The sequence below is a fragment of the Mycobacterium sp. genome (assembly GCF_036490025.1).
Taxonomy (GTDB): Bacteria; Actinomycetota; Actinomycetes; order Mycobacteriales; family Mycobacteriaceae; genus Mycobacterium.
This window is the reverse complement of sequence record NZ_DASXEP010000057.1, coordinates 1-20,359: the sequence shown is the minus strand read 5'-3', so window position 1 is coordinate 20,359 and position 20,359 is coordinate 1. Positions and strand designations below refer to the sequence as shown.

The window sequence follows — 20,359 nt, the reverse complement described above, 5'->3', positions numbered from 1 at the left end:
CCCGAACAGCGTGCGGATGTCGTACAACTCCTTGGCCGAGCACTCCGTGATGTCGGTGCCATCAACGACGATCGAGCCGCGCTCGGGACGCAGCAGGCCGATCAGCGACTTCAAGAAGACCGACTTACCCGTACCCGACGGACCCAGCAACACGCTGACCTCGCCCTCCGGGACCTCCATCGTGACGTCTTCCCAGATTCGCTGGGACCCGAAAGACTTCGTCAGTCCCTCGACCGAGATACCGATGCCCATGCGAAACCCTCCCGCTGACGTTGCTCATGGCAGCCCAAGCCCTGCTTGTGGCTTGAGTCACTGTAGCGCACGGGTATGTGAGATTTGATCAGTCCCGGGGCGCCCAGTTTCCGTGAAAACCCATGGGTACCCGCTGCGGCAAATGGACCGTCGCCACCGATTCGCAGGTTTGGGCATCGAGCAACAGCAGCTGGCCCTCGTCATGTCCGCGGTGATACCCGTAGCCGATCAGAATTCCGTCGTCCTCGGCCGAGGTCGTGGAGCCGCCGGCCGGACGCGGCACGAAGGACATCTCACCGATCAGCAGGTCGGGGTCAAGCGGAGCCACCATGCTCGATCCGGTCGCGTAGTCGTGCTTGAACAACGATGTCGACATTTTCGTTCTGCCTGAGTCGACGAAGCCGCCGTCGACGCCAACGGTGTATCCGAAACGATGCCGGCTGCCCAACAGCGTCTCGTTGATCCGGGGGAACTCCTGGGAACGGTCGTCACGGCGTTCGGTGGACACCGCGCCGGTGGTCAGGTTGATGGTCCAGCGGTCCAACGTGGGGGTGACGCCGCCGGGCCCGCGTCGATCGCGGTCGAACATCCGCTCGTAGCGGACCACGTCGAGCACCAGAGTTTCATCGCCGCCGCGCATCTCCGAGTAGGCGTTGAGCGGGTGGTAGACGTAGCACGGTTCGATGTCGAACCACCGGATGTCTTTGTTGCCGCCCTCGCGAGGCATGACACCGATGCGGGCCGGATAGCGCGGATTCCAGGCGTACGGCATTACGTAGTCCTGCCGCTCCTTACGGTTGACCATCGCCGCGATCGGCCCGGGCACCCGCACGCGACCGATGACGGACTGCGCCACCAACCGAGCCGGGTACTGCAGCCACGAAGGCACCTTCACCGGCATCACCTGCACCGGGTCGAGCGTGACCGGCAGGTCGTAGAGCACCACATATTTCTCGGTCAGCGAGAAGTCGTGCATCATCGGCGATCCCGACACCTCGATGTCGACGGTCCGCCGGGCCTGGCCGTGGGTGTCGATCACCGAGTACTGCACGGTTTTGCCGCGGGCGAAGGAGTAGGACACCGCGTGCAGTTCGCCGGTACGCGGGTCGCGGTGCGGATGAGCGGCGTAACCGCCGGCCAGGGTCCCGTCAAAGTCGCAGGTCCCGACGGTGTCGAGGTCGTCGGTGAGTTCGTAGTTGGCCACGCCGCCTTCGACGACGGCCAGGGTTTTGCCGGCGTGGGCCAGCACGTTGGTGTTGGCGCCGAGGGACTGCATGCCGGTCCGCAGGTTGGGGGCGGCCGTCGTCGGCTCGCCTAGGTGCGCGCGCACAGTGGCGCTGCGGACCCAGCGGTTGCGGTACCAGTTGGCGTTGCCGTCCTGCAGCGATACGCCATGCACCATGCCGTCGCCGGTGAACCAGTGATAAGTGGCGGGGTCGACCTCGGCGACGGGGTTGGGGCCGTTGCGCAGGTAGCGCCCGTCGAGGTAGTCGGGGATATGACCGGTGACCGCCAGATCGGTCGCGGTCACTTCGGTGCTGACCGGCGCCAGAAAGTCATCGAGATACGGGTTCGCTGGTGTGGCGGTGACGGCTGTGCTCACTTTCGGCCTCCAAGCTCGAATAACATTGATATGCCATTGTTATACCAATCTTTGGCGGGCTGTGTCAAGATGTCAATTGATGAGTCCAGGGAATTCGCAGAACGAACGCAGCGTGCGGGATGAGCTGCTGAGCGTCGCGGTGGACATTCTCAACCAGGACGGTCCCGACGGGCTGCAGACCCGCAAAATCGCCAGCGCCGCGGGGACGTCGACGATGGCGGTCTACACCTATTTCGGCGGAATGCCCGGTTTGATCGCCGCGGTCGCCGAAGAGGGGTTGCGCCAGTTCGACGCCGCGATGACGATGCCGTCGACGCCGGATCCGGTCGCGGATCTGGTGGCTACCGGGATCGCCTACCGAGGCTATGCGATCGAACGCCCGCATATGTACCGGCTGATGTTCGGCAGCACCAGCGCGCACGGTATCAATGCGCCGGCACATGATGTCCTCACCCTGAGCGTGGCCGAGATCGACGACCACTACCCCAGCTTCGCCCACGTCGTGCGCGGGGTGCACCGCTGCGTGTCGGCCGGTCGGATCGCGGCCGGCTCACCCGACGACGACGCCACCGTGGTGGCCACCGCCGCGCAGTTCTGGGCGTCGGTCCACGGCTTCGTCATGCTCGAGCTCGCCGGCTACTACGGCGCGCAAGGTAGCGCCGTCGGGCCGGTGCTGGCCGCGCTGACGACGAATCTTCTTGTCGCGCTAGGCGATTCGCCTGAGCAGGTGCGAAAGTCTCAGCAGGACGCAGTCCAGCGTCGCTGAATGCACGAAACCCCGGAAGCCGAGTGCGTGGGCTTCGGGGGTTTTCGCGGATCGACTACTTGACGGTGACGGTGGCGCCGGCGGCCTCGAGCTTGGCCTTGGCGTCGTTGGCAGCCTCCTTGGGCGCCTTCTCCAGAACTGGCTTGGGCGCGCCGTCGACCAGGTCCTTGGCCTCTTTCAGGCCCAGGCCGGAGACGATTTCACGCACAACCTTGATGACGCCGATCTTCTTGTCGCCGGCGGCCTCGAGGATGACGTCGAACTCCGACTGCTCCTCGGCCGCCTCGGCGGGCGCGCCACCTGCAGCGGGGCCGGCAGCGGCCACGGCGACCGGGGCGGCCGCGGTGACCTCGAAGGTCTCCTCGAACTTCTTGACGAACTCCGAAAGCTCCAGCAAGGTCAGTTCCTTGAAGGCGTCGAGCAACTCGTCAGTGGACAGCTTGGACATGGTGGGTCCTTCCTCAGTGGTGGATAAGGTTATTCGGTGGTTTCGGCGGCTGATTCCGCCGGTGTTTCGGTCGGTTCCGGCTCGGCCGCAGCGACCTCGGTCGTAGGAGCCGGGGCTTCGGGGGCAGCAGCTTCGGCGGGCGCCTCGGCGGCTCTCTTCTCCTGCAGTGCGGCAGCAAGCCTGGCCACCTGCGAGGCGGGGGCGTTGAACAGCCCGGCCGCCTTGGACAGGTTGGCCTTCATCGCTCCGGCCAGCATGGAGAGCAGAACCTCGCGGGATTCCAGATCGGCGATGCGCTCGACTTCGGCGACGGTCAACGCGCGACCGTCCATGTAGCCGCCCTTGATGACCAATGCCTTGTGGTCCTTGGCGAACTTCTTGATCGCCTTCGCGGCGTCAACGGCCTCGCCGCTGACGAACGCGATCGCGGTCGGTCCGACGAACAGCTCGTCGAGGCCCTCGATGCCGGCTTCCGACGCGGCCCGCTTGATCAGCGTGTTCTTGGCGACCGAGTAGCTCGCCGAGCCGGCCAGCGAGCGGCGCAGCTCGGCCAGGTTCGCGACCGTCAGGCCGCGATAGTCGGTGATGACGGTCGCGCTGGAGCTCTTGAACTGCTCGGCGATGTCTGCAACGGCTGTGGCCTTGTCAGCCTGGGCCATGCATTCCTCCTTGGGTTCTCGGCCCGGGAATGACGAACGCCCCGACGCAGGAAGCGGTCGGGGCGTGGATATTGCGTCGGCGCGCGGTCAACGAAAGTCTGCCTCGTCCTCCTGCGTGGGCCGCCGGGAATTCCCGGACCTTCAACCGATTGCTCGGTGACCGACGGTCTTCGGTGGATCGCCGACAACCATACCGTGGACGGCAGCGATCAGCCAAAACGGTGCTGCGCTAGCCGACAACTGTCAGCCGGGCCGCGCCGATCAGCCCGGCGTCGGCACCGAGCTCGGCGGGCACCACCCGCAGGTCGCGGATGAAGCTCAAACCCGTGTAGTTCGCCAGCGCCGCTTCCAGCGGGTCGAACAATGTCCGACCGGATTTCGCCACTCCCCCGCCGATGACCACACAATTCAGGTCGCATACCGCGCCGACCGAGGTGATCATCGCGGCCAGCGCGGTGGCACAACGGTGAAACGCCAGCACCGCGACGCGATCACCGGCAGCGGCCGCGTCGGCCAGCGCCGCCGCGTCCGCCCCCGGCGGCCCGGCCCAGCCGTTGTCCAGCGCCCACCGCGTCATCCACGGGCCGGCGGCGACGGTCTCGACGCAGCCGTGGCCGCCGCAGTGGCACAGCTGCCCGTCGGGCTCGACAACGACGTGACCGACGTGGCCCGCGTTGCCCGTCCGCCCGTGGTACGGCGCCCCGCCGAGCACCAGCCCACCGCCCACCCCGGTGGAAACGACCATGCCGAGCAGGAAGTCGACGCCGCGACCGGCCCCGCGCCAGTGCTCACCGAGTGCCATGCAGACGCCGTCGCCGGCCAGCAGCACCGGCACGTTGGGCACCACGGCCGCGATCTGATCGCGCAGCGGAAAGCCGCGCCAGCTGACGATGTTGATCGGGCTGACAGTCCCGGCGGTCGAGTCGACGGGTCCTGCGCAGCCGATGCCGACCGCGCGGATCGCGCCGTCGGCCACGGCGACCGTGTCGGCGATCATCTGCTGCACCACTGTCCAAACATGCTCTGCTGCCGGGCCATTCGGCGTCGGATAGGTGGCGGTGTGCACCAGTTCACCGGACGAGTCGACGAGGCCGCCGGCGATTTTGGTGCCGCCGATGTCGAGGGCCAGGGTCAGCACGTCGCCGCGTTATTCATCGGACCTTCACGTTGACCGCCTGCGAGTAGACCAGGTTTCCGGCGCAACCAACTCTCACCAGCGCCCACCACCTGCCCGGCTTGACCCAGGCCTGCGGTGCGACATCGAAGCTGAGCTCGGCGGTGCCACCGGCCGGCAACACCGCACCCTGGGTCGCCGGTCCAATCCACTCCCAGGTCCCCCACGGGCTGACGAGATGCGCCTCGATAGCCAGGTCGCCGCAGGCCTCACTACCCACGGTGACGGTCAGCTTTGCCGAATCGCCCACGGCCACTTCGACATCGGCCGGACCGTCGACCAGATACATCACCGGGCTGTCGTCGACATCGCCGACCGTCACCAGGCACACGTCCTCCACGACCTGATGCCACGAGGGCGGCAGGTGATCGCCGTCGACCCGCAGCTGTGCCCGAACCGGATACACACCCGGCTCGACATACTTTGGCATCTGCACCGCCACATGGCTTTCCAGATGGCCACCCACCGGCAGCGCAAACGACTGCCGAGCCGGGTCGGCCGACCAGCGCGCCGGACAGACCAGTGTGACGGCGCCTGCTAACCTCGCGTCGACGCAATCGCTGGCGACGGTCAGACGCAGATCCAAGTCCGTCCCGGCGGCCGCGGCCCGATGCGGATGCAGATGCGCGACGACCGGCAAGCCGCCCAGCGGCGCGGGTCCGCGGTTGTGCAGCCAGTAGCGCGCGTACAGCGGCTGGCAGTTCTCGGTCTCGGGGGCCAATGCCGTTGTAGCGGAGTCGATCAGCGGCGATATCTCGAGGCGGGCCAACTCGGTGCTGATCTGGTAACCGCGCAGAGCGGCGGTCCGCCGGGCCGGCCGGTCGGGCAGCGGCGTTTCCAGCAGATCGGCTGGCTGCAGATCGCTGAGGCTGCCCAGCGCGGACCGCACTTCTGCGTGCACGGTACCACCGCGGGTTTCAACCAGCCGCAGGGCAACCATAGCGGGGGTGGCGGACTCAGCACTGTTGCGCGCCAACGGATTACCGGCGGGCTTCAACGCGGCCAGGTGGACACCGCCGGCCGGTTCGACGTTGAGCAGCGAGCCGGATGTCGGCAGCGCGCCGGGTGCGGGCGAACGCTGCACGGCCAGCAGCGGCGCGGAGAACTCGGCGCTGCGGGCCGGGATCGCCGCGTCGCGCCAATCGCCGTCGCCGGCGACGAGCGCGTAGTCGAAGCTGTGAGTCCAGTGCTGTAACTGAAAGCTGGAGCCGTCCGGCGCGGTGCGCCGGGGCTCGTCAATCCAGGCTTGCGACGGCCAGCCGGTGCAGGACCGCATCAGCGCGGTGTTCAGGGTGCCGTCGCTGTCGATGGCGAAACTCGGTGTCCCCCGGTTGAATAGCGCGACGGTGCGTGGCTCGCCGCGCTGCATGCCGGTGGGTACCCGCTGGTCGACAGCGATTTCCGCGTCGGCGAGGTCGGCGACCACCGAAGCGACCGCGGCGCCCAGTTCGGCGTCGTCGCGCGACGCGATCACCAGCACCGGCAGCGCCGCCGGGTCGCGCAGATCGGCGCCGGGAACCCAGCCCTCGGTCAACGACACTGCCGCGGGCACCCAGACCACGGCGCGGCCCAGCTGAGCCAGCTGACGGTCGATCTCGCCGGCGTAGACCGGGTCGGCGGCGGCCAAAACGGTTTTGGTGAATGCGTTCTGGCCCGGGCCACCGACGACGATGCGGGCATCCGGCAGGTTGGAGTCGACGGCGAGGTAGCCGTAGCGTGATCGGTCGGCGCCGCTACAGGTCGCGGTGACGCCGGCGCGCGCCAACGCAACCATCACGTCGCGCGCCAACGAGCCGGACTGCGTCTGGGCCGGCACAACCACTTCGGCGACCGAGACCGCCCGCACACCGTCGCCGTCTCGGATCCGAACAGCCGAAGACAGTCCGAACCAGCTGTAGGCCGGGTTGTCCAATGTCCAGGGGTGACGTGCGGAATCTACTGACTCAGAACCGTCGCGCAGCAACGCGAAACCGCGCCCGATGACCGCGTCGCCGACTTCGCTGACCGGCATCGCCCCCGGCACCGGGCATGGCCAGCGCAGCCGCAGCAACTGGTCGGCGTCGCCGAAGTCGTCGATCGTGATGCGACAGTCGACTCGGTCGACGCCGTGCCACAACGTCAGGGATTGCTGGTAGCGCAGCATATTTCCGATACGACCGCGCACGACGAGGCGTTGCCCGACCGGGCTGTGCTCTACGCTGACCCGCGCCGCCCGCTCCGAGGAACTGACCACGGTCCCGTTGGGCACCAGATGCCACGGGCCTTCGCCTTCCCGCGGATGGGCCGGGTATTCCCGGTAGACGGCCAGCTCGTTGCCGACCCGGCCGTCGGCGATCAGCTCTTGCCCGTGGTGAACCAGTGAAGACACCCCGCCGCCGCGCGACGGGTCGACGGTGAGGCGATAGTGCTCATTGGCGATACCGTTGCCCGACAACCGCTTCCAGCCAGTCGCCGCGCCGCCGCCGGCCGGCCGGTAGGCCCGCCAGCCGAGCGAGGGCACGTCGCGCGCCAGCCAGGTCAGCGTGTGGCCGTCGTCCTCGACGACCGTCGGCAGTTCAGTGCCGTCGACGTCCACCACCCCGGCGTCCGCCGCCACCGGGACATCGAGGTGCGCCGTCACCACGTCACTCCGGTTGTGCGTCAACGGATTCCACACCACCAGCGCCTCGCCCGCATCGACCGCGCTGGACAACACCGCAAGCGAGTTGTCTCGCGCGGTATGGCCGAGCTGCCACGCGTCGCGCCAACCGGTCAGCAGGTCGAGGTAAACCTGATCGGACTCCGAGCCGGTGATCGCGTCGTGGTGGGCGCCGTACACCAACTGGACCCACGCCTTGGCCAGGGCGGCTTCTGGATAATCGACACCGGCGACCAGGGCGGCGAACACCGCGAACTTCTCGGCGGCCACTACGGCGTGCTCGGCCGCCCGGTTGGCCAGCTTGGTGTCGATGTAGGACACGTCCTTGCCGGTGTAGATCGGATTCATGTCGCGGGTCTGCGGCGGCGGCGCCAGTCCGCGGGCGTCCAATTCGCTGCGCACGGCAGCGAAGAACTCCCGTGGCAACGCGCAGACGAATCGCGGCCAGGTGTAGCGCGACGCCCAGTCCCGGTGGATCTCGGTGATCCACCGGTTCGGCGGCGTGTAGTCGGTGCCCACCGGCAGCAGCACGTTGCGGGTCAGCGCCACCTTCTTCAGGTCGTCGAACAACCGTTGGATCGCGTCTTCCGCGTCGGCCAGCGACGTCGACTCGTCCATCCACCAGCCCGCCGCATAGTGCGCCGGCATGTAGTGGGTGAGCAGTCCGCGACCCGACGGGGAGACCCATTCGAATTCACTGGAAAACTGCATGCCGTCGACACCGCACTCGTTGTGCGTCGGCCCCCATTGGTGGTGCGGTCCACGCGCCCACGCGCTCGAAGTCAGCCCGGCGTCGGCGGCCATCCCGGGAAACTGCGGGTCGTGCCCGAACACGTCGAGCTGCCACGCCGTCGCCGGATCGGCACCCAGCACGTCGCGCTGAAAACCGAAGCCGTGCACCAAAGTTCGGATCGTGGTCTCGGGGCTGACCAGGTTGGTGCTGGGTTCGTTGTAAGTGCCGCCCATCACTTCGACGCGGCCTTCGGCGATGAGCAGCTGCAGATCGGCCCGGTCTTCGGGGTGGGTGTCCCAGTATGGCTTGAGGTAGTCGACCTCGGCCAGCACGAACTTGTATTCCGGTTCGCTGCGGGCTTTTTCGAGATGCATGTGCACCAGGTCGAAGGCGTGCGTCTGCCGGCACCGGCCGGGCGGATCCTCGGTCCAGACGCTGGTATAGGCGCCTTGCGTGTTCCACCACACCGGGTCGTAGTGAAAGTGGTTGACCATGAACATGGTCCAGCCGGGCTCGGCGACGGTGAACACGAACGATGTGACGGAATCCCCGACCTGCACCCGCGCCTCGCGGCGTTGCCCGGTCACCGGCCGCTGCACGGTCACCGGCACTTCGACGACGTGCTGCCCGACCTCTGCGACCGCCGACCCGCTCAGCCCGTCACCGTCGACACAGACCGCCGCCCGCTCCGCGACGCCGTCGACGCTCACCCGCGCCAACTGGATCGGCGCGTCCGGTGAGCCTGAGAAAAGTTCCGTCGACTCCGCGGAAATGACCTGCATTACTGCACCCTACGACCGGATGACAGGCTTGCATCCAAGCAATAGGAAGGATCGCCGATGCCTGCTCTGGCTTCGCCCGTCGCCGACGAACGCAGCGCCCTACGGGAGTACCTGGCGTATCACCAGAGCGCGTTTTTCGCAGTGGCCTACGGCCTGACCGACGAGCAGGCGCGCTCGTGCCCGACGGTCAGTGCGCTGTCGATCGGCGGATTGGTAAAGCACGCCACCGGGATGCAGCGCACCTGGATGGCGCGAGTCGCCGCCGCACCGCAGGCCCCACCGCGCGATCCCCGACCGTTCGACCAGATCGCCAAGGATTTCGCCGACCAGCACACGATGCGATCCGACGAGACGCTGGACGGACTGCTGAGCGCATTCGAAGCCCAGAATGCCACCTCGCTGCGATTGGTCGAGACGGCCGACCTGGACGCGGCAGTGCCAGTCCCGCAAGATATTCCGTGGTTTCCGAAGGGCATCAAGGATTGGTCGGTGCGGTGGGTGATCCTGCACGTGATCAACGAGCTGACCCGGCACTCCGGCCATGCCGACATCATCCGGGAAAGCATCGACGGCGCAACCATGTACGAACTGCTCGCCGGGCTGGAGGGCTGGGCGATCGACGGCTGGGTGACGCCGTGGCAGCCGGAGCGACCCCGTGCTGACCCGTAGCGGCATCGCTCGCCGCGAAACACCCGATGGCGCTGACGAATTTGTCGAGCTCTATTACGAGGACCTCGGCGACCCCAACGACCCGCCGGTGTTGCTGATCATGGGCCTGGGCGCCCAGCTGCCGATGTGGCCCGACGGCTTCTGCGCGCAGCTCGTCGACGCGGGGTACCGGGTGATCCGGTTCGACCACCGCGACACCGGGCTGTCGGCCAAGATGCACGGGCAGCGCGCCGAGGGCTCGGTATATCGGCGGGTCGGCCGCTACCTGCTGGGCCGCGGCAGCCAGGTGCCCTACACGTTGGTCGACATGACGCGCGACGTCGTGGCGCTACTCGATCACCTCGCCATCGCCCGGGCGCACGTCGTCGGCGCCTCGATGGGCGGGATGATCGCGCAGATCCTGGCCGCCACCGAGCCCGACCGGGTCGCGTCGCTGGCCATCGTCATGTCCACCACGGGTAAGCCGTTCTCCCGGCTGCCGGCGTGGCGAGTGATCAGGCTCGCGTTCAATGCGCCCGGCGAGGACGCCTCCGACGAGGAAAAGCTCGCCTTCGAGGTCCGCAACGTCGCGGTGTTCAACGGCCCCAATTTCTTGCCGCCCGAAGCCGAGCTGCGCAGACGCGTCCAGCAGCTCGCCGAGCGGTCCAGCTATCCGGCCGGCATGCTGCGCCAGTTCGACGCGGTGCTGGGCACCGGGAGCCTGCTGGGCTTCAGCAAGGCCATCGCCGCGCCGACGGTGGTGCTGCACGGCTCGCAGGACCCCATGCTGCGGCCGCACAACGGCCGGGCGGTCGCCGCGGCCATCCCGGGCGCCCGCTACGTGGTGATCGACGGCATGGGTCACGACCTGCCCGAACCGGTGTGGCGGCCGATTGTCGAGACGTTGACCGAGAACTTCGGGCGCCGAGCGTGAAACCACGGCGGGATTTCGCCGGCGGATTCGCCACAGTTTCACGTTCGCGGCCCGCAGCCGAACCCCTGACCTGCGTGATTCGGTACCCATCTCGGCCATTTGAGACACTGCAGCAATGAGTTCCAACAACCACCGCGGGGTTGCCAGGCTGGATCGGGTGCCGCTGCCGGTCGAGGCGGCTCGCATCGGCGTGACCGGTTGGCAGCTCACCCGCACCGCTGCCCGCGTGCTGGCCAAGCTGCCCGGCAAGGGGCCGTTGCAGCAAAAGGTCATCAAGCAACTGCCGCAGACCTTCGCCGACCTGGGCCCCACGTACGTCAAGTTCGGCCAGATCATCGCCTCCAGTCCCGGCGCGTTCGGCGAGCAGCTGTCCCGCGAATTCCGCGGCCTGCTCGACCGAGTGCCGCCGGCCAACACCGAACAGGTGCACAAGCTGCTCGCCGAGGAGCTCGGCGGCGAGCCGTCGGAGCTGTTCGCCAGCTTCGAAGAGGAGCCGTTCGCATCGGCGTCGATCGCCCAGGTGCACTACGCGACCCTGCACACCGGCGAGGACGTCGTCGTCAAAATCCAGCGGCCGGGCATCCGTCGCCGGGTGGCCGCCGACCTGCAGATCCTCAAACGCTTCGCGCAGACCGTGGAGCTGGCCAAGCTGGGCCGCCGGCTGTCCGCCCAAGACGTCGTCGCGGACTTCTCCGACAACCTGGCCGAGGAGCTGAGTTTCCGGCTCGAGGCCCAGTCGATGGAGGCCTGGGTATCGCACCTGCAGCCGTCACCGCTGGGCAAGAACATCCGAGTGCCGCAGGTGTACTGGGACCTCACCTCCGAGCGGGTGCTGACGATGGAGCGGGTGCAGGGCATCCGCATCGATGACGTCGCCGCCATCCGTAAGGCCGGCTTCGACGGCACCGAGCTGGTCAAGGCATTGCTGTTCAGCCTTTTCGAGGGCGGCCTGCGGCACGGCCTCTTCCACGGCGACCTGCACGCCGGAAACCTCTATGTCGACGATCAGGGCCACATCGTGTTCTTCGACTTCGGCATCATGGGCCGCATCGATCCGCGCACCCGGTGGCTGCTGCGCGAACTGGTCCACGCGCTGCTGGTGAAGAAGGACCACGCCGCGGCCGGCAAGATCGTGGTGCTGATGGGCGCCGTGGGCACCATGCGGCCCGAGGCTGAGGCCGCCAGGGACCTGGAGCGCTTCGCCACCCCGCTGACCATGCAGAGGCTGGGCGAGCTGTCCTATGCCGACATCGGCAAGCAGCTTTCGGCACTGGCCGATGCCTACGACGTCAAGCTGCCGCGCGAGCTGGTGTTGATCGGCAAGCAGTTCCTCTACGTCGAGCGGTACATGAAGCTGCTGGCTCCGCGGTGGCAGATGATGTCCGATCCACAGCTCACCGGTTACTTCGCCAACTTCATGGTCGAGGTTGCCCGCGAACACAATGCCGATGTTGAGGTTTAATCCGGTGGAAACCCGTAGCGGCACAGCACATTCGGGCGATTTGGACATCTACTACGAAGACATGGGCGACCCGAACGACCCAGCCGTCCTGCTGATCATGGGGCTGGGCTCGCAGCTGCTGCTGTGGCGCGACGGGTTCTGCGAAAAGCTCCTCGCGCAGGGTCTGCGGGTGATCCGCTACGACAACCGCGACGTGGGCCTGTCCAGCAAAACCGAACGGCACAGCAAGGGCGCAGCGCTGATCCCCAACATGGTCAAGTTCTGGCTGGGAATTCCCGGCCAGGCGGACTACCGGCTCGAGGACATGGCAGATGACGCCGCCGCGCTGCTCGACCATCTCGAGATCGAGCGCGCCCACATCGTCGGCGCGTCGATGGGCGGCATGATCGCCCAGATCTTCGCGGCACGGTTCGGCTGGCGGACCCGCTCGCTGGCGGTGATCTTCTCCAGCAACAACCAGCCGTTCCTGCCGCCGCCGCACCCGAAGGCACTGTTCGCCGTCCTCAAGGGACCGCCGCCGAATTCGTCACTCGACGCAATCGCCGACTACTCCGTGAAAGTGTGGCGGATCATCGGCAGCCCCGGCTACCCGGCGACCGAACAGCGGCTGCGCGACGACGCGATCCAGGCCTACCACCGCTGCTACTACCCGTGGGGGGTGGCCCGGCACTTCGGCGCGATCATCGCCAGCGGCAGCCTGGCCCGCTACGACCGGCAGATCACCGCACCGACTGTGGTCCTGCACGGCAAAGCCGACAAGTTGCAGCGGCCGTTCGGCGGCCGGGTCGTCGCCCGCGCGATCCGGGGCGCCAGGTTGGTCTTGTTCGACGGCATGGGTCACGACCTGCCCGAGAAATTGTGGGACCAGATCACCGGCGAACTGACCACCACCTTTGCCCAGGCCTGATCCACCGGTTTTCGGATTCGGCCCGACCAGGCCGATCGACTAGCATGGCCGGTGGATCGCAGGGGGCGGAAAGTCCCGGCCAGCACCGGCGGAAACCAAGAAAAATCCAGGAAGGCGCGTTGCGCAATGGCCCAAGAGCTCCGGCCGCATTTCGAGGACGTTCAAGCACACTACGACCTGTCGGACGACTTCTTCCGGCTCTTCCTCGACCCCAGCCAGACCTACAGCTGTGCCTACTTCGAACGTGACGACATGACGCTGGAAGAGGCCCAGCGGGCCAAGGTCGACCTGGCGCTGGGCAAGCTGGGACTGCAGCCCGGGATGACCCTGCTCGACGTGGGCTGCGGCTGGGGCAGCACGATGCGCCGCGCCGTGGAGAAGTACGACGTCAACGTCATCGGCCTGACGCTGTCCAAAAACCAGGCCTCACACGTGCAGACGACGCTCGACGAGATGGACAGTCCCCGCACGAAGCAGATCAGGCTGGCCGGCTGGGAGGAGTTCGACGAGCCGGTGGACCGGATCGTGTCGATCGGCGCATTCGAGCACTTCGGGCACGACCGCTACAACGAGTTCTTCAAGATGGCCAACCAGGCCCTGCCCGACGACGGCGTGATGCTGCTCCACACGATCACCGGCCTGACCGGCACGCAGATGGCCGAACGCGGCATGCCGTTGACGTTCGAGCTGGCCCGCTTCTTGAAGTTCATCGTCACCGAAATCTTCCCCGGCGGCCGGTTGCCGTCGATCGAGATGGTGGAGGACCGTTCATCGAAGGCGGGCTTCACCCTGACCCGCAGGCAGTCGCTGCAGCCGCACTACGCCAAGACCCTCGACCACTGGGCGGCGGCGCTGGAAGCGCACAAAGACGAAGCGATCGAGATCCAGTCCGAAGAGGTGTACGACCGCTACATGCGCTATTTGACCGGTTGCGCCAACGGATTCCGGGTTGGCTACATCGATGTCAACCAATTCACCCTGGAAAAATGATTTCGACACGCACAATGAACAACGACGTTGTTACTCCGGCGTCTGATAGCGCCGGGTAGTGTGCTCGAAACCCGGGTGCGGTAACACCCCAGGCAGTAGGAAGGGCTAACAAATACTGATGCCTGAGAAGCAAGGTTCATCGCAGACACGGACGCGTCCAGAGGACATCCAGGCGCACTACGACCTGTCCGACGACTTTTTCGGGTTGTTTCAGGACCCGACGCGGACCTATAGCAGTGCCTACTTCACGCGTGACGACATGACGCTGGAGGAAGCCCAGATCGCCAAGGTCGACCTGAACCTCGACCAGCTGGATCTGAAGCCCGGTATGACGCTGCTGGACATCGGCTGCGGGTGGGGAACCACCATGCGCCGCGCGGTGGAGAAGTACGACGTCAACGTCATCGGCCTGACGCTGTCCAAGAACCAGCACGCCCGCGCCCAGCGGGTGCTGGACGACCTGGACACCACCCGCTCACGTCAGGTGCTGCTGCGTGGCTGGGAGGATTTCAGCGATCCAGTCGACCGGATCGTGTCCATCGAGGCATTCGAGCACTTCGGCTTCCAGAACTACGACCACTTCTTCAAGAACGCGTTCAACATCATGCCCGAGGACGGGCGGATGACCGTGCAGAGCAGCGTGGCCTACCACCCCTACGACCTGAACGCGCGCGGAAAGAAGCTTACGTTCGAGACGGCGCGGTTCATCAAGTTCATCCTCACCGAGATCTTCCCCGGCGGTCGCCTGCCGTCCACCGGCATGATGGTCGAGCACGGCGAAAAGGCGGGATTTGTGGTGCCCCAACCCATTTCGCTGCGGGAGAGTTATATCAAGACACTGCGCATCTGGGGCGACGCGCTGGAGTCCAACAAGGACACGGCCATCGCGATCCAGTCCGAAGAGGTCTACGAGCGCTACATGAAGTACCTGCGCGGCTGCGAGCACTACTTCGCCGACGAAGTAATAGACGTCAGCCTGGTCACCTACCTGAAGCCGGGCGCCGCGGCGTAACTTTCTTTCCCGCCGCTGTCGGATTGTGGCTGCGCCGTTCGTCGGACGGGTAGAGAGTGGAACGCAGGGTTCCGCTCACTACCGGAGGAGACCACAATGCAGTACCTCGCTTTGCTGATCAGCCAGGAGCGGGAGCTCACGCCCGACGAGCGCGCTGACGGGATGGCGGCTTACCAAAGCTTCCACGCCAAGGCTCGACCGGCGATTCGCGCCGGCGACGCCCTGTTGCCGTCGCCTACCGGAGCCCGCATCACCGGCGATCCTGATGCACCCGTGATCACCGATGGACCGTTCGCCGAGTCCGCCGAGATCGCCTGCGGCTACTACGTGTTCGAGGCCGAGAATCTCGATGACGCACTCGCGCTGGCCCGCGACATTCCCGCCGCACAGGACGGCGCGATCGAGGTTCGGCCGATCTTCCACACCGTCGACGCCGAGTGGTCGCGCTCCGACGCCCAGTGGCTGGCGCTGCTGCTGGAGCCGCCGACAGCGGTCAACACCCCGGGCACACCGGAATGGCAGGCCGAAGCCGGGCGACACGGCGAATTCACCGCTGCCGCGGGCGATCACGTCGTCGGTGGCGCAGCATTGCACGAGCCGGCGACGGCGACCACCGTGCGCGTCCGCGACGGCCAGGTGTTGCTCACCGACGGGCCGTTCGCCGAAAGTGCCGAAATCGCCACGGGCTTCTACCTGCTGTCAGCCGCCGACCGCGACGAGGCCGCCAAGTTGGCGTCCATGATTCCTGCTTCTGCTGTGGAGCTGCGGCAGTTGGCTGGCGTGTCGGGGCTCTAGCCCACGAATGGTCAACCTGGACGGCGTCTTTCGGCGCGAGTGGGGTCCGGCCGTGGCCGCGCTGGCCCGATGGTCGGGCGATCTCACCGTCGCCGAGGACGCCGTCCAGGAAGCATTCGTCGAGGCGTTGCGGACATGGCCCCGTGACGGCGTGCCGGATAACCCCGGTGGATGGGTGCTGACCGTGGCGCGCAACCGCGCCCGCGACCGGTTGCGTCGCGAGTCGGCGCGCCCGGGAAAGGAATTGGTCGCGGTGGTCGACAATATTCGGGCGCGCACCGAGGTTGATGTCCATCCGGTTCGCGACGACGAACTGCGGATGATGTTCACCTGCGCGCATCCGGCCCTCGACCGGCTGTCACAGCTGGCGCTGACGCTGCGGCTGGTGTCCGGGCTGACCGTCGCCGAGATCGCCCGCGGGCTGCTGCAGACGGAAACTGCTGTCGGACAACGTATTACCCGGGCAAAAGCCAAAGTCCGGCACGCGAACATCCCGCTGCGGGTGCCGCCGGCCGAGTTGTTGGCCGAGCGCACATCGCACGTGCTCAGCTGCATCTACTCGGTGTTCACCGAGGGCTACTGGTCGACGGCCGGCCCGTCGGCGATCCGCGACGAGCTGTGCGACGAGGGCGTCCGGCTGGCGTCCGAGTTGTGCACGCTGATGCCGACCGAAGCGGACGCCCAGGCGCTGGCAGCCCTTGTGCTGCTGCATGATTCGCGACGATCGACACGGGTTGACGCCGACGGTGCGCTGGTGCCGCTCGAGGAACAGGACCGTGGCCGCTGGGACCGCGGCCGGATTACCCGAGGCCTGGATCGGCTCCGACTGGCGCAGGGCTCGACCGGCCCCTACCTGCCGCAGGCCGTGATCGCCGCACTGCATGCCACGGCGCCGTCCTGGGAGCAGACCGACTGGCACACGATTTGCTCGGCCTACGACAGGCTGTCGGCGATAACGGATTCGCCGGTGGTGCGCGCCAACCGGGCCCTGGCGGTGGGCTTTCGCGACGGTCCGGACGCCGGGCTGGCCGCGCTGGAACAAGTCGCGCACGACCCGCGGCTCGCGCGGTCCAACCTGGTTGCGTCGGTGCGCGCCGACTTGCTGCGCCGCGCGGGACGGCGAGCGGATGCGCTCAGCTGGTATCGAACGGCGTTGGCGTCCAACGGTTCCGACCCGGGTCGCGACTACCTGCGCCGGCGGATCGCCGAGTGCGGCGGGTAGCCGACTGCTCGCCGTATCAGGAATGACCCCGTAGGCCCAGCTCGCCGTTGAGATATTGGGCGCGGCACGCCCGTCGCGCCAACTTGCCGCTGGTGGTTCGCGGGATGACGCCGGCCGCCACCAGCAGCACGTCGGCCAAGGGTAGGCTCTGCCGTCGCGATACCGCGGCCCGGATGGCGTCGATGACCGGTTGCAGTTCAGCCCGGCCTGCCCCGGGCGCCCGTTCGGCGACGATGACCAGACGCTCGCCGGCCGCGTCGGCGGGCGCTTCCGGCATCTGCTTCGCCGGCACCGAGAACGCGGCGACATAACCCGATCGCACTGCCGACGACGCCTCGGCCGTCGTGGCCTCGATATCTTGCGGATAGTGGTTGCGGCCATCCACGATGATCAGGTCCTTGATGCGCCCGGTGATGTAGAGCTCACCGTCGAGGTAGACGCCGAGATCGCCGGTCCGCAGCCAGGTGGCCTCGTTCGGCGCCCCGTCCGCATGGCTGCCGGACGCCAGTCGGCACTGCAGCTTGTTGCCGAACACTTGCTCGGTTTCCTCGGGGCGTGCCCAGTAGCCACGGCCGATGTTGTCGCCGTGCAACCAGATCTCGCCGACCTCCCCGTCGGGTTGTTCCACCTCGGTGTCGGGGTTGACGACGACTCCCCATTGGCTGCGCGCGATCCGGCCGCAAGAAACCTGCGCGATGGCGCTGGGCGCGTCCGGCGCGACCCGAACCGCACGCCCCGCGCCCAACTGGTCCCGGTCGAGATAGACAACGGTTGCCCCGGCGGCGGGGTCGATGGTGGAGACGAAAAGGGTCGCCTCGGCCATCCCGTAAGAAGGCTTGATCGCGGTGCCCGGCAGCCCGTACGGGGCGAACGCCGCGTTGAACCTGTCGATGGAGTCGATGCTCACCGGCTCGGAGCCGTTGATCAGCGACACCACATTGCTCAGGTCCACGTCTTCGCCGGCCTCCGGAAGCCCACGGTCGACGGCCAGGTCGAAAGCGAAATTCGGAGCCGCCGCGAATGTGCGGCCGAACTTGGACTCCGCTGCCAGTTGGCGGATCCACCGCTGCGGCCGCCGGACGAAGGAGATCGGCGACATGAGCGTGACCTGGGTGCCGAATACCGCCACGCACACGATCATCAGCAGACCCATATCGTGGTAGAGCGGCAGCCAGCTGACGCTGCGGATGTCCCAGTCCATACCGGTCGAGGTCACCATCTGCAGCACGTTGGTGCCGACCGCCCGGTGGGTGATCTCCACACCGACCGGGGCCCGCGTCGACCCCGAGGTGTATTGGAGATACGCGATGTCGTCGGTGTCGGGATCAAACGGGGCAAACGTGGCACCCACCGAGTCGGGGATTTCATCGATCGCGATCACTCGCGGTCTGCGGCTGCGCGGCAGCGACCGGACAAATTCCTGAACCGCCGCACCCACGGCGGCCGTAGTCAGCACCACTGTGGGCCGGGCGTCGCCGAGCACCGCGTGCAGACGCTCCGCGTGCCCCGGCAACTCCGGCGCGAACAACGGCACAGCGATGTCGCCGGCCTTGATCGCGGCGAAGAAACCGACGATGTAGTCGATGCCCTGCGGAGCCAGGATGGCTACCCGATCGCCCCGGGAGGTCACCTGCTGCAGGCGAGCACCGATGGCTCGCAATCTGGTGCCGAGTTCGGCCCAGGTCAAGTTGATGACCCTGCCGTCGGCTTGCTGGGTGTAGTCGAGGTAACGGTAAGCGACGGCATCGCCGATGTTGTCGATGTGGCGGTCCAGAAACGTCACCAGGTTGACGCCTTCTGGCAGGAAGATTTCGCCATCTTCATCCAGATAGTCCGTCAGCTCCGGCCGGCTTACCCGAATATCACTGTCGTTCCAGCCACCGCCCATGTGCAGAATTCTAAGAGACCGGGGATGCGTTTGGCCGTCAGGGACTTACCCTCAACGGCCGTTTACTCAGCCCTCGGAGAAGTTGCGGGTGACCGCCGGGTCGACCGGGATGCCCGGGCCGGTGGTCGTCGACACCGTGATCTTCTTCAGGTAGCGACCTTTGGAGGATGACGGCTTGTGCCGCAGCACCTCGTCGAGCGCCGCGCCGTAGTTCTCCGCGAGCTGCTTCTCGTCGAACGACGCCTTGCCGATGACGAAGTGCAGGTTGGCCTGCTTGTCCGCCCGGAAGTTGATCTTGCCGCCCTTGATGTCATTCACCGCCTTGGTGATGTCGGGGGTGACGGTGCCGGTCTTGGGGTTGGGCATCAGGCCACGCGGCCCGAGGATCCGCGCGATCCGGCCGACCTTGGCCATCTGGTCGGGCGTTGCGATCGCCGCGTCGAAGTCGAGGAAGCCGCCCTGGATCTTCTCGATCAGGTCGTCGCTGCCAACCACGTCAGCGCCGGCTGCCGTTGCCTCATCGGCCTTTTCGCCGACCGCAAAGACGGCGACGCGGGCGGTCTTACCCGTGCCGTGCGGGAGGTTGACCGTGCCGCGGACCATCTGGTCGGCCTTGCGCGGGTCGACGCCGAGCCGGATGGCTACCTCGACGGTCGAGTCCTGCTTGGTCGACGACGTCTCCTTGGCCAGCTTGGCGGCCTGCAACGGCGTGTAGAGGTTGTCGCGGTCCACCTTCTCGGCGGCCGCGCGATATACCTTGCTGTTCTTGCTCATTCGTTCATCCAATCTGATGTTGGGTCGTGGTTGAGGTAGCGGGCCGAAGCTGGCCCTCCCACGGCATTGCTGAAATCAGGTCTATTCGACCGTGATTCCCATCGACCGGGCAGTCCCGGCGATGATCTTGGCGGCGGCGTCGATGTCGTTGGCGTTGAGGTCGGCCTTCTTCGTCTCGGCGATCTCGCGGACCTGATCCCAGCTGACCTTGGCCACCTTGTTGGTGTGCGGTTCGGCCGAACCCTTGGCCACCTTCGCGGCCTTGAGCAGCAGCCGGGCAGCCGGCGGCGTCTTGAGCGCGAACGTGAAGCTGCGGTCCTCGTAGACGGTGATCTCCACCGGAACCACGTTGCCGCGCTGGCTTTCCGTCGCGGCGTTGTAGGCCTTGCAGAACTCCATGATGTTGACGCCGTGCTGGCCGAGCGCCGGGCCAACCGGCGGAGCGGGGTTGGCCGCCCCGGCCTCGATCTGCAGCTTGATCAGCCCGACGGCCTTCTTTTTCGGGGCCATGAGTGTTGGTATTCCTTCCGTTAAATCTTCGAGACCTGGGTGAAGCCCAGTTCCACAGGTGTTTCGCGGCCGAAGATGGACACCAGCACCTTGAGTTTCTGTTGTTCGGCGTTGACCTCGTTGATCGTCGCCGGCAGCGTGGCGAACGGCCCGTCCATGACG

At 66.8% G+C, this 20,359-nt stretch carries 18 protein-coding genes and 1 pseudogene; 9 read left to right on the top strand and 10 right to left on the bottom strand.

The features are described 5' to 3' along the window. Positions 1–252: ATP-binding cassette domain-containing protein (locus VGG53_RS06650; protein WP_331517225.1), on the bottom strand; the 252-nt coding region annotated here is incomplete at its 3' end. Between the two features lie 88 nt (positions 253–340). After that, positions 341–1,855 (bottom strand): carotenoid oxygenase family protein, encoded by a 1,515-nt coding sequence (locus VGG53_RS06645; RefSeq protein ID WP_331517224.1) that lies wholly within the window; start codon positions 1,853–1,855, stop codon positions 341–343. A 79-nt stretch (positions 1,856–1,934) separates the two neighbouring features. Between VGG53_RS06645 and VGG53_RS06640 the strand changes: the two genes are divergently transcribed. Further along, positions 1,935–2,621, top strand: coding sequence for a TetR/AcrR family transcriptional regulator (locus VGG53_RS06640; protein ID WP_331517223.1), 687 nt, complete (start codon positions 1,935–1,937; stop codon positions 2,619–2,621). Positions 2,622–2,676: 55 nt separating this feature from the next. Here VGG53_RS06640 and rplL read toward each other — a convergent pair whose 3' ends face one another. From rplL to VGG53_RS06620, 4 genes are all read right to left on the bottom strand, one after another. Continuing rightward, positions 2,677–3,069 carry a 50S ribosomal protein L7/L12 gene (gene rplL / locus VGG53_RS06635; protein ID WP_331517221.1) on the bottom strand — a complete coding sequence of 131 codons (393 nt, stop codon included), beginning with the start codon at positions 3,067–3,069 and terminating at the stop codon, positions 2,677–2,679. Between the two features lie 29 nt (positions 3,070–3,098). Next, positions 3,099–3,728 (bottom strand): 50S ribosomal protein L10, encoded by a 630-nt coding sequence (gene rplJ, locus VGG53_RS06630; RefSeq protein WP_331517219.1) that lies wholly within the window; start codon positions 3,726–3,728, stop codon positions 3,099–3,101. Between the two features lie 229 nt (positions 3,729–3,957). After that, positions 3,958–4,866, bottom strand: coding sequence for an ROK family protein (locus VGG53_RS06625; RefSeq protein WP_331517218.1), 909 nt, complete (start codon positions 4,864–4,866; stop codon positions 3,958–3,960). A gap of 13 nt (positions 4,867–4,879) precedes the next feature. After that, a complete protein-coding gene (locus VGG53_RS06620) occupies positions 4,880–9,055 on the bottom strand; it encodes an NEW3 domain-containing protein (RefSeq protein WP_331517217.1) in 4,176 nt (1,391 codons plus the stop codon). A gap of 57 nt (positions 9,056–9,112) precedes the next feature. On the opposite strand from VGG53_RS06620, the gene VGG53_RS06615 reads away from it, so the two are divergent. From VGG53_RS06615 to VGG53_RS06580, 8 genes are all read left to right on the top strand, one after another. Then, positions 9,113–9,724 (top strand): DinB family protein, encoded by a 612-nt coding sequence (locus VGG53_RS06615; RefSeq protein WP_331517216.1) that lies wholly within the window; start codon positions 9,113–9,115, stop codon positions 9,722–9,724. Continuing rightward, a complete protein-coding gene (locus VGG53_RS06610) occupies positions 9,711–10,637 on the top strand; it encodes an alpha/beta hydrolase (protein ID WP_331517214.1) in 927 nt (308 codons plus the stop codon). The genes VGG53_RS06615 and VGG53_RS06610 overlap by 14 nt, the downstream gene beginning before the upstream one ends. 115 nt (positions 10,638–10,752) lie before the next feature. Further along, positions 10,753–12,099, top strand: a complete 1,347-nt coding sequence (locus VGG53_RS06605; RefSeq protein ID WP_331517213.1) for an AarF/ABC1/UbiB kinase family protein — start codon at positions 10,753–10,755, stop codon at positions 12,097–12,099. A 4-nt stretch (positions 12,100–12,103) separates the two neighbouring features. Then, positions 12,104–13,006: an alpha/beta hydrolase gene (locus VGG53_RS06600; RefSeq protein ID WP_331517212.1), complete on the top strand. Its 903-nt coding sequence runs from the start codon at positions 12,104–12,106 to the stop codon at positions 13,004–13,006. Between the two features lie 126 nt (positions 13,007–13,132). Then, a complete protein-coding gene (locus VGG53_RS06595) occupies positions 13,133–13,996 on the top strand; it encodes a cyclopropane mycolic acid synthase family methyltransferase (protein WP_331517211.1) in 864 nt (287 codons plus the stop codon). Positions 13,997–14,114: 118 nt separating this feature from the next. Then, complete coding sequence (gene mmaA4 / locus VGG53_RS06590) at positions 14,115–15,008, top strand: hydroxymycolate synthase MmaA4 (RefSeq protein WP_331517209.1); 894 nt, start codon at positions 14,115–14,117, stop codon at positions 15,006–15,008. Between the two features lie 96 nt (positions 15,009–15,104). Then, positions 15,105–15,803 carry a YciI family protein gene (locus VGG53_RS06585; RefSeq protein ID WP_331517207.1) on the top strand — a complete coding sequence of 233 codons (699 nt, stop codon included), beginning with the start codon at positions 15,105–15,107 and terminating at the stop codon, positions 15,801–15,803. A 7-nt stretch (positions 15,804–15,810) separates the two neighbouring features. After that, positions 15,811–17,025, top strand: a complete 1,215-nt coding sequence (locus VGG53_RS06580) for an RNA polymerase sigma factor (protein WP_331517206.1) — start codon at positions 15,811–15,813, stop codon at positions 17,023–17,025. 16 nt (positions 17,026–17,041) lie between these two features. Here VGG53_RS06580 and VGG53_RS06575 read toward each other — a convergent pair whose 3' ends face one another. The 4 genes and pseudogenes from VGG53_RS06575 to VGG53_RS06560 form a co-directional block, all read right to left on the bottom strand. Continuing rightward, positions 17,042–18,913 (bottom strand): fatty acyl-AMP ligase, encoded by a 1,872-nt coding sequence (locus tag VGG53_RS06575; RefSeq protein WP_331517205.1) that lies wholly within the window; start codon positions 18,911–18,913, stop codon positions 17,042–17,044. Between the two features lie 66 nt (positions 18,914–18,979). Then, on the bottom strand, positions 18,980–19,687 hold the full coding sequence (rplA, locus tag VGG53_RS06570; RefSeq protein WP_331517204.1) for a 50S ribosomal protein L1: 708 nt from the start codon (positions 19,685–19,687) through the stop codon (positions 18,980–18,982). 81 nt (positions 19,688–19,768) lie between these two features. Further along, on the bottom strand, positions 19,769–20,197 hold the full coding sequence (gene rplK / locus VGG53_RS06565; protein WP_331517203.1) for a 50S ribosomal protein L11: 429 nt from the start codon (positions 20,195–20,197) through the stop codon (positions 19,769–19,771). Positions 20,198–20,217: 20 nt separating this feature from the next. Then, positions 20,218–20,359, bottom strand: a pseudogene (locus VGG53_RS06560) (transcription termination/antitermination protein NusG); the annotation flags it as partial.

What these genes read in the sequence shown, in the direction of transcription:
- VGG53_RS06640 (WP_331517223.1), top strand. Translation starts at nt 1,935, where the DNA reads ATGAGTCCAGGGAATTCGCAGAACGAACGCAGCGTGCGGGATGAGCTG.
- rplL (WP_331517221.1), bottom strand. Translation starts at nt 3,069, where the DNA reads ATGTCCAAGCTGTCCACTGACGAGTTGCTCGACGCCTTCAAGGAACTG.
- rplJ (WP_331517219.1), bottom strand. Translation starts at nt 3,728, where the DNA reads ATGGCCCAGGCTGACAAGGCCACAGCCGTTGCAGACATCGCCGAGCAG.
- VGG53_RS06620 (WP_331517217.1), bottom strand. Translation starts at nt 9,055, where the DNA reads ATGCAGGTCATTTCCGCGGAGTCGACGGAACTTTTCTCAGGCTCACCG.
- VGG53_RS06615 (WP_331517216.1), top strand. Translation starts at nt 9,113, where the DNA reads ATGCCTGCTCTGGCTTCGCCCGTCGCCGACGAACGCAGCGCCCTACGG.
- VGG53_RS06605 (WP_331517213.1), top strand. Translation starts at nt 10,753, where the DNA reads ATGAGTTCCAACAACCACCGCGGGGTTGCCAGGCTGGATCGGGTGCCG.
- VGG53_RS06595 (WP_331517211.1), top strand. Translation starts at nt 13,133, where the DNA reads ATGGCCCAAGAGCTCCGGCCGCATTTCGAGGACGTTCAAGCACACTAC.
- mmaA4 (WP_331517209.1), top strand. Translation starts at nt 14,115, where the DNA reads ATGCCTGAGAAGCAAGGTTCATCGCAGACACGGACGCGTCCAGAGGAC.
- VGG53_RS06585 (WP_331517207.1), top strand. Translation starts at nt 15,105, where the DNA reads ATGCAGTACCTCGCTTTGCTGATCAGCCAGGAGCGGGAGCTCACGCCC.
- VGG53_RS06580 (WP_331517206.1), top strand. Translation starts at nt 15,811, where the DNA reads ATGGTCAACCTGGACGGCGTCTTTCGGCGCGAGTGGGGTCCGGCCGTG.
- VGG53_RS06575 (WP_331517205.1), bottom strand. Translation starts at nt 18,913, where the DNA reads ATGGGCGGTGGCTGGAACGACAGTGATATTCGGGTAAGCCGGCCGGAG.
- rplA (WP_331517204.1), bottom strand. Translation starts at nt 19,687, where the DNA reads ATGAGCAAGAACAGCAAGGTATATCGCGCGGCCGCCGAGAAGGTGGAC.
- rplK (WP_331517203.1), bottom strand. Translation starts at nt 20,197, where the DNA reads ATGGCCCCGAAAAAGAAGGCCGTCGGGCTGATCAAGCTGCAGATCGAG.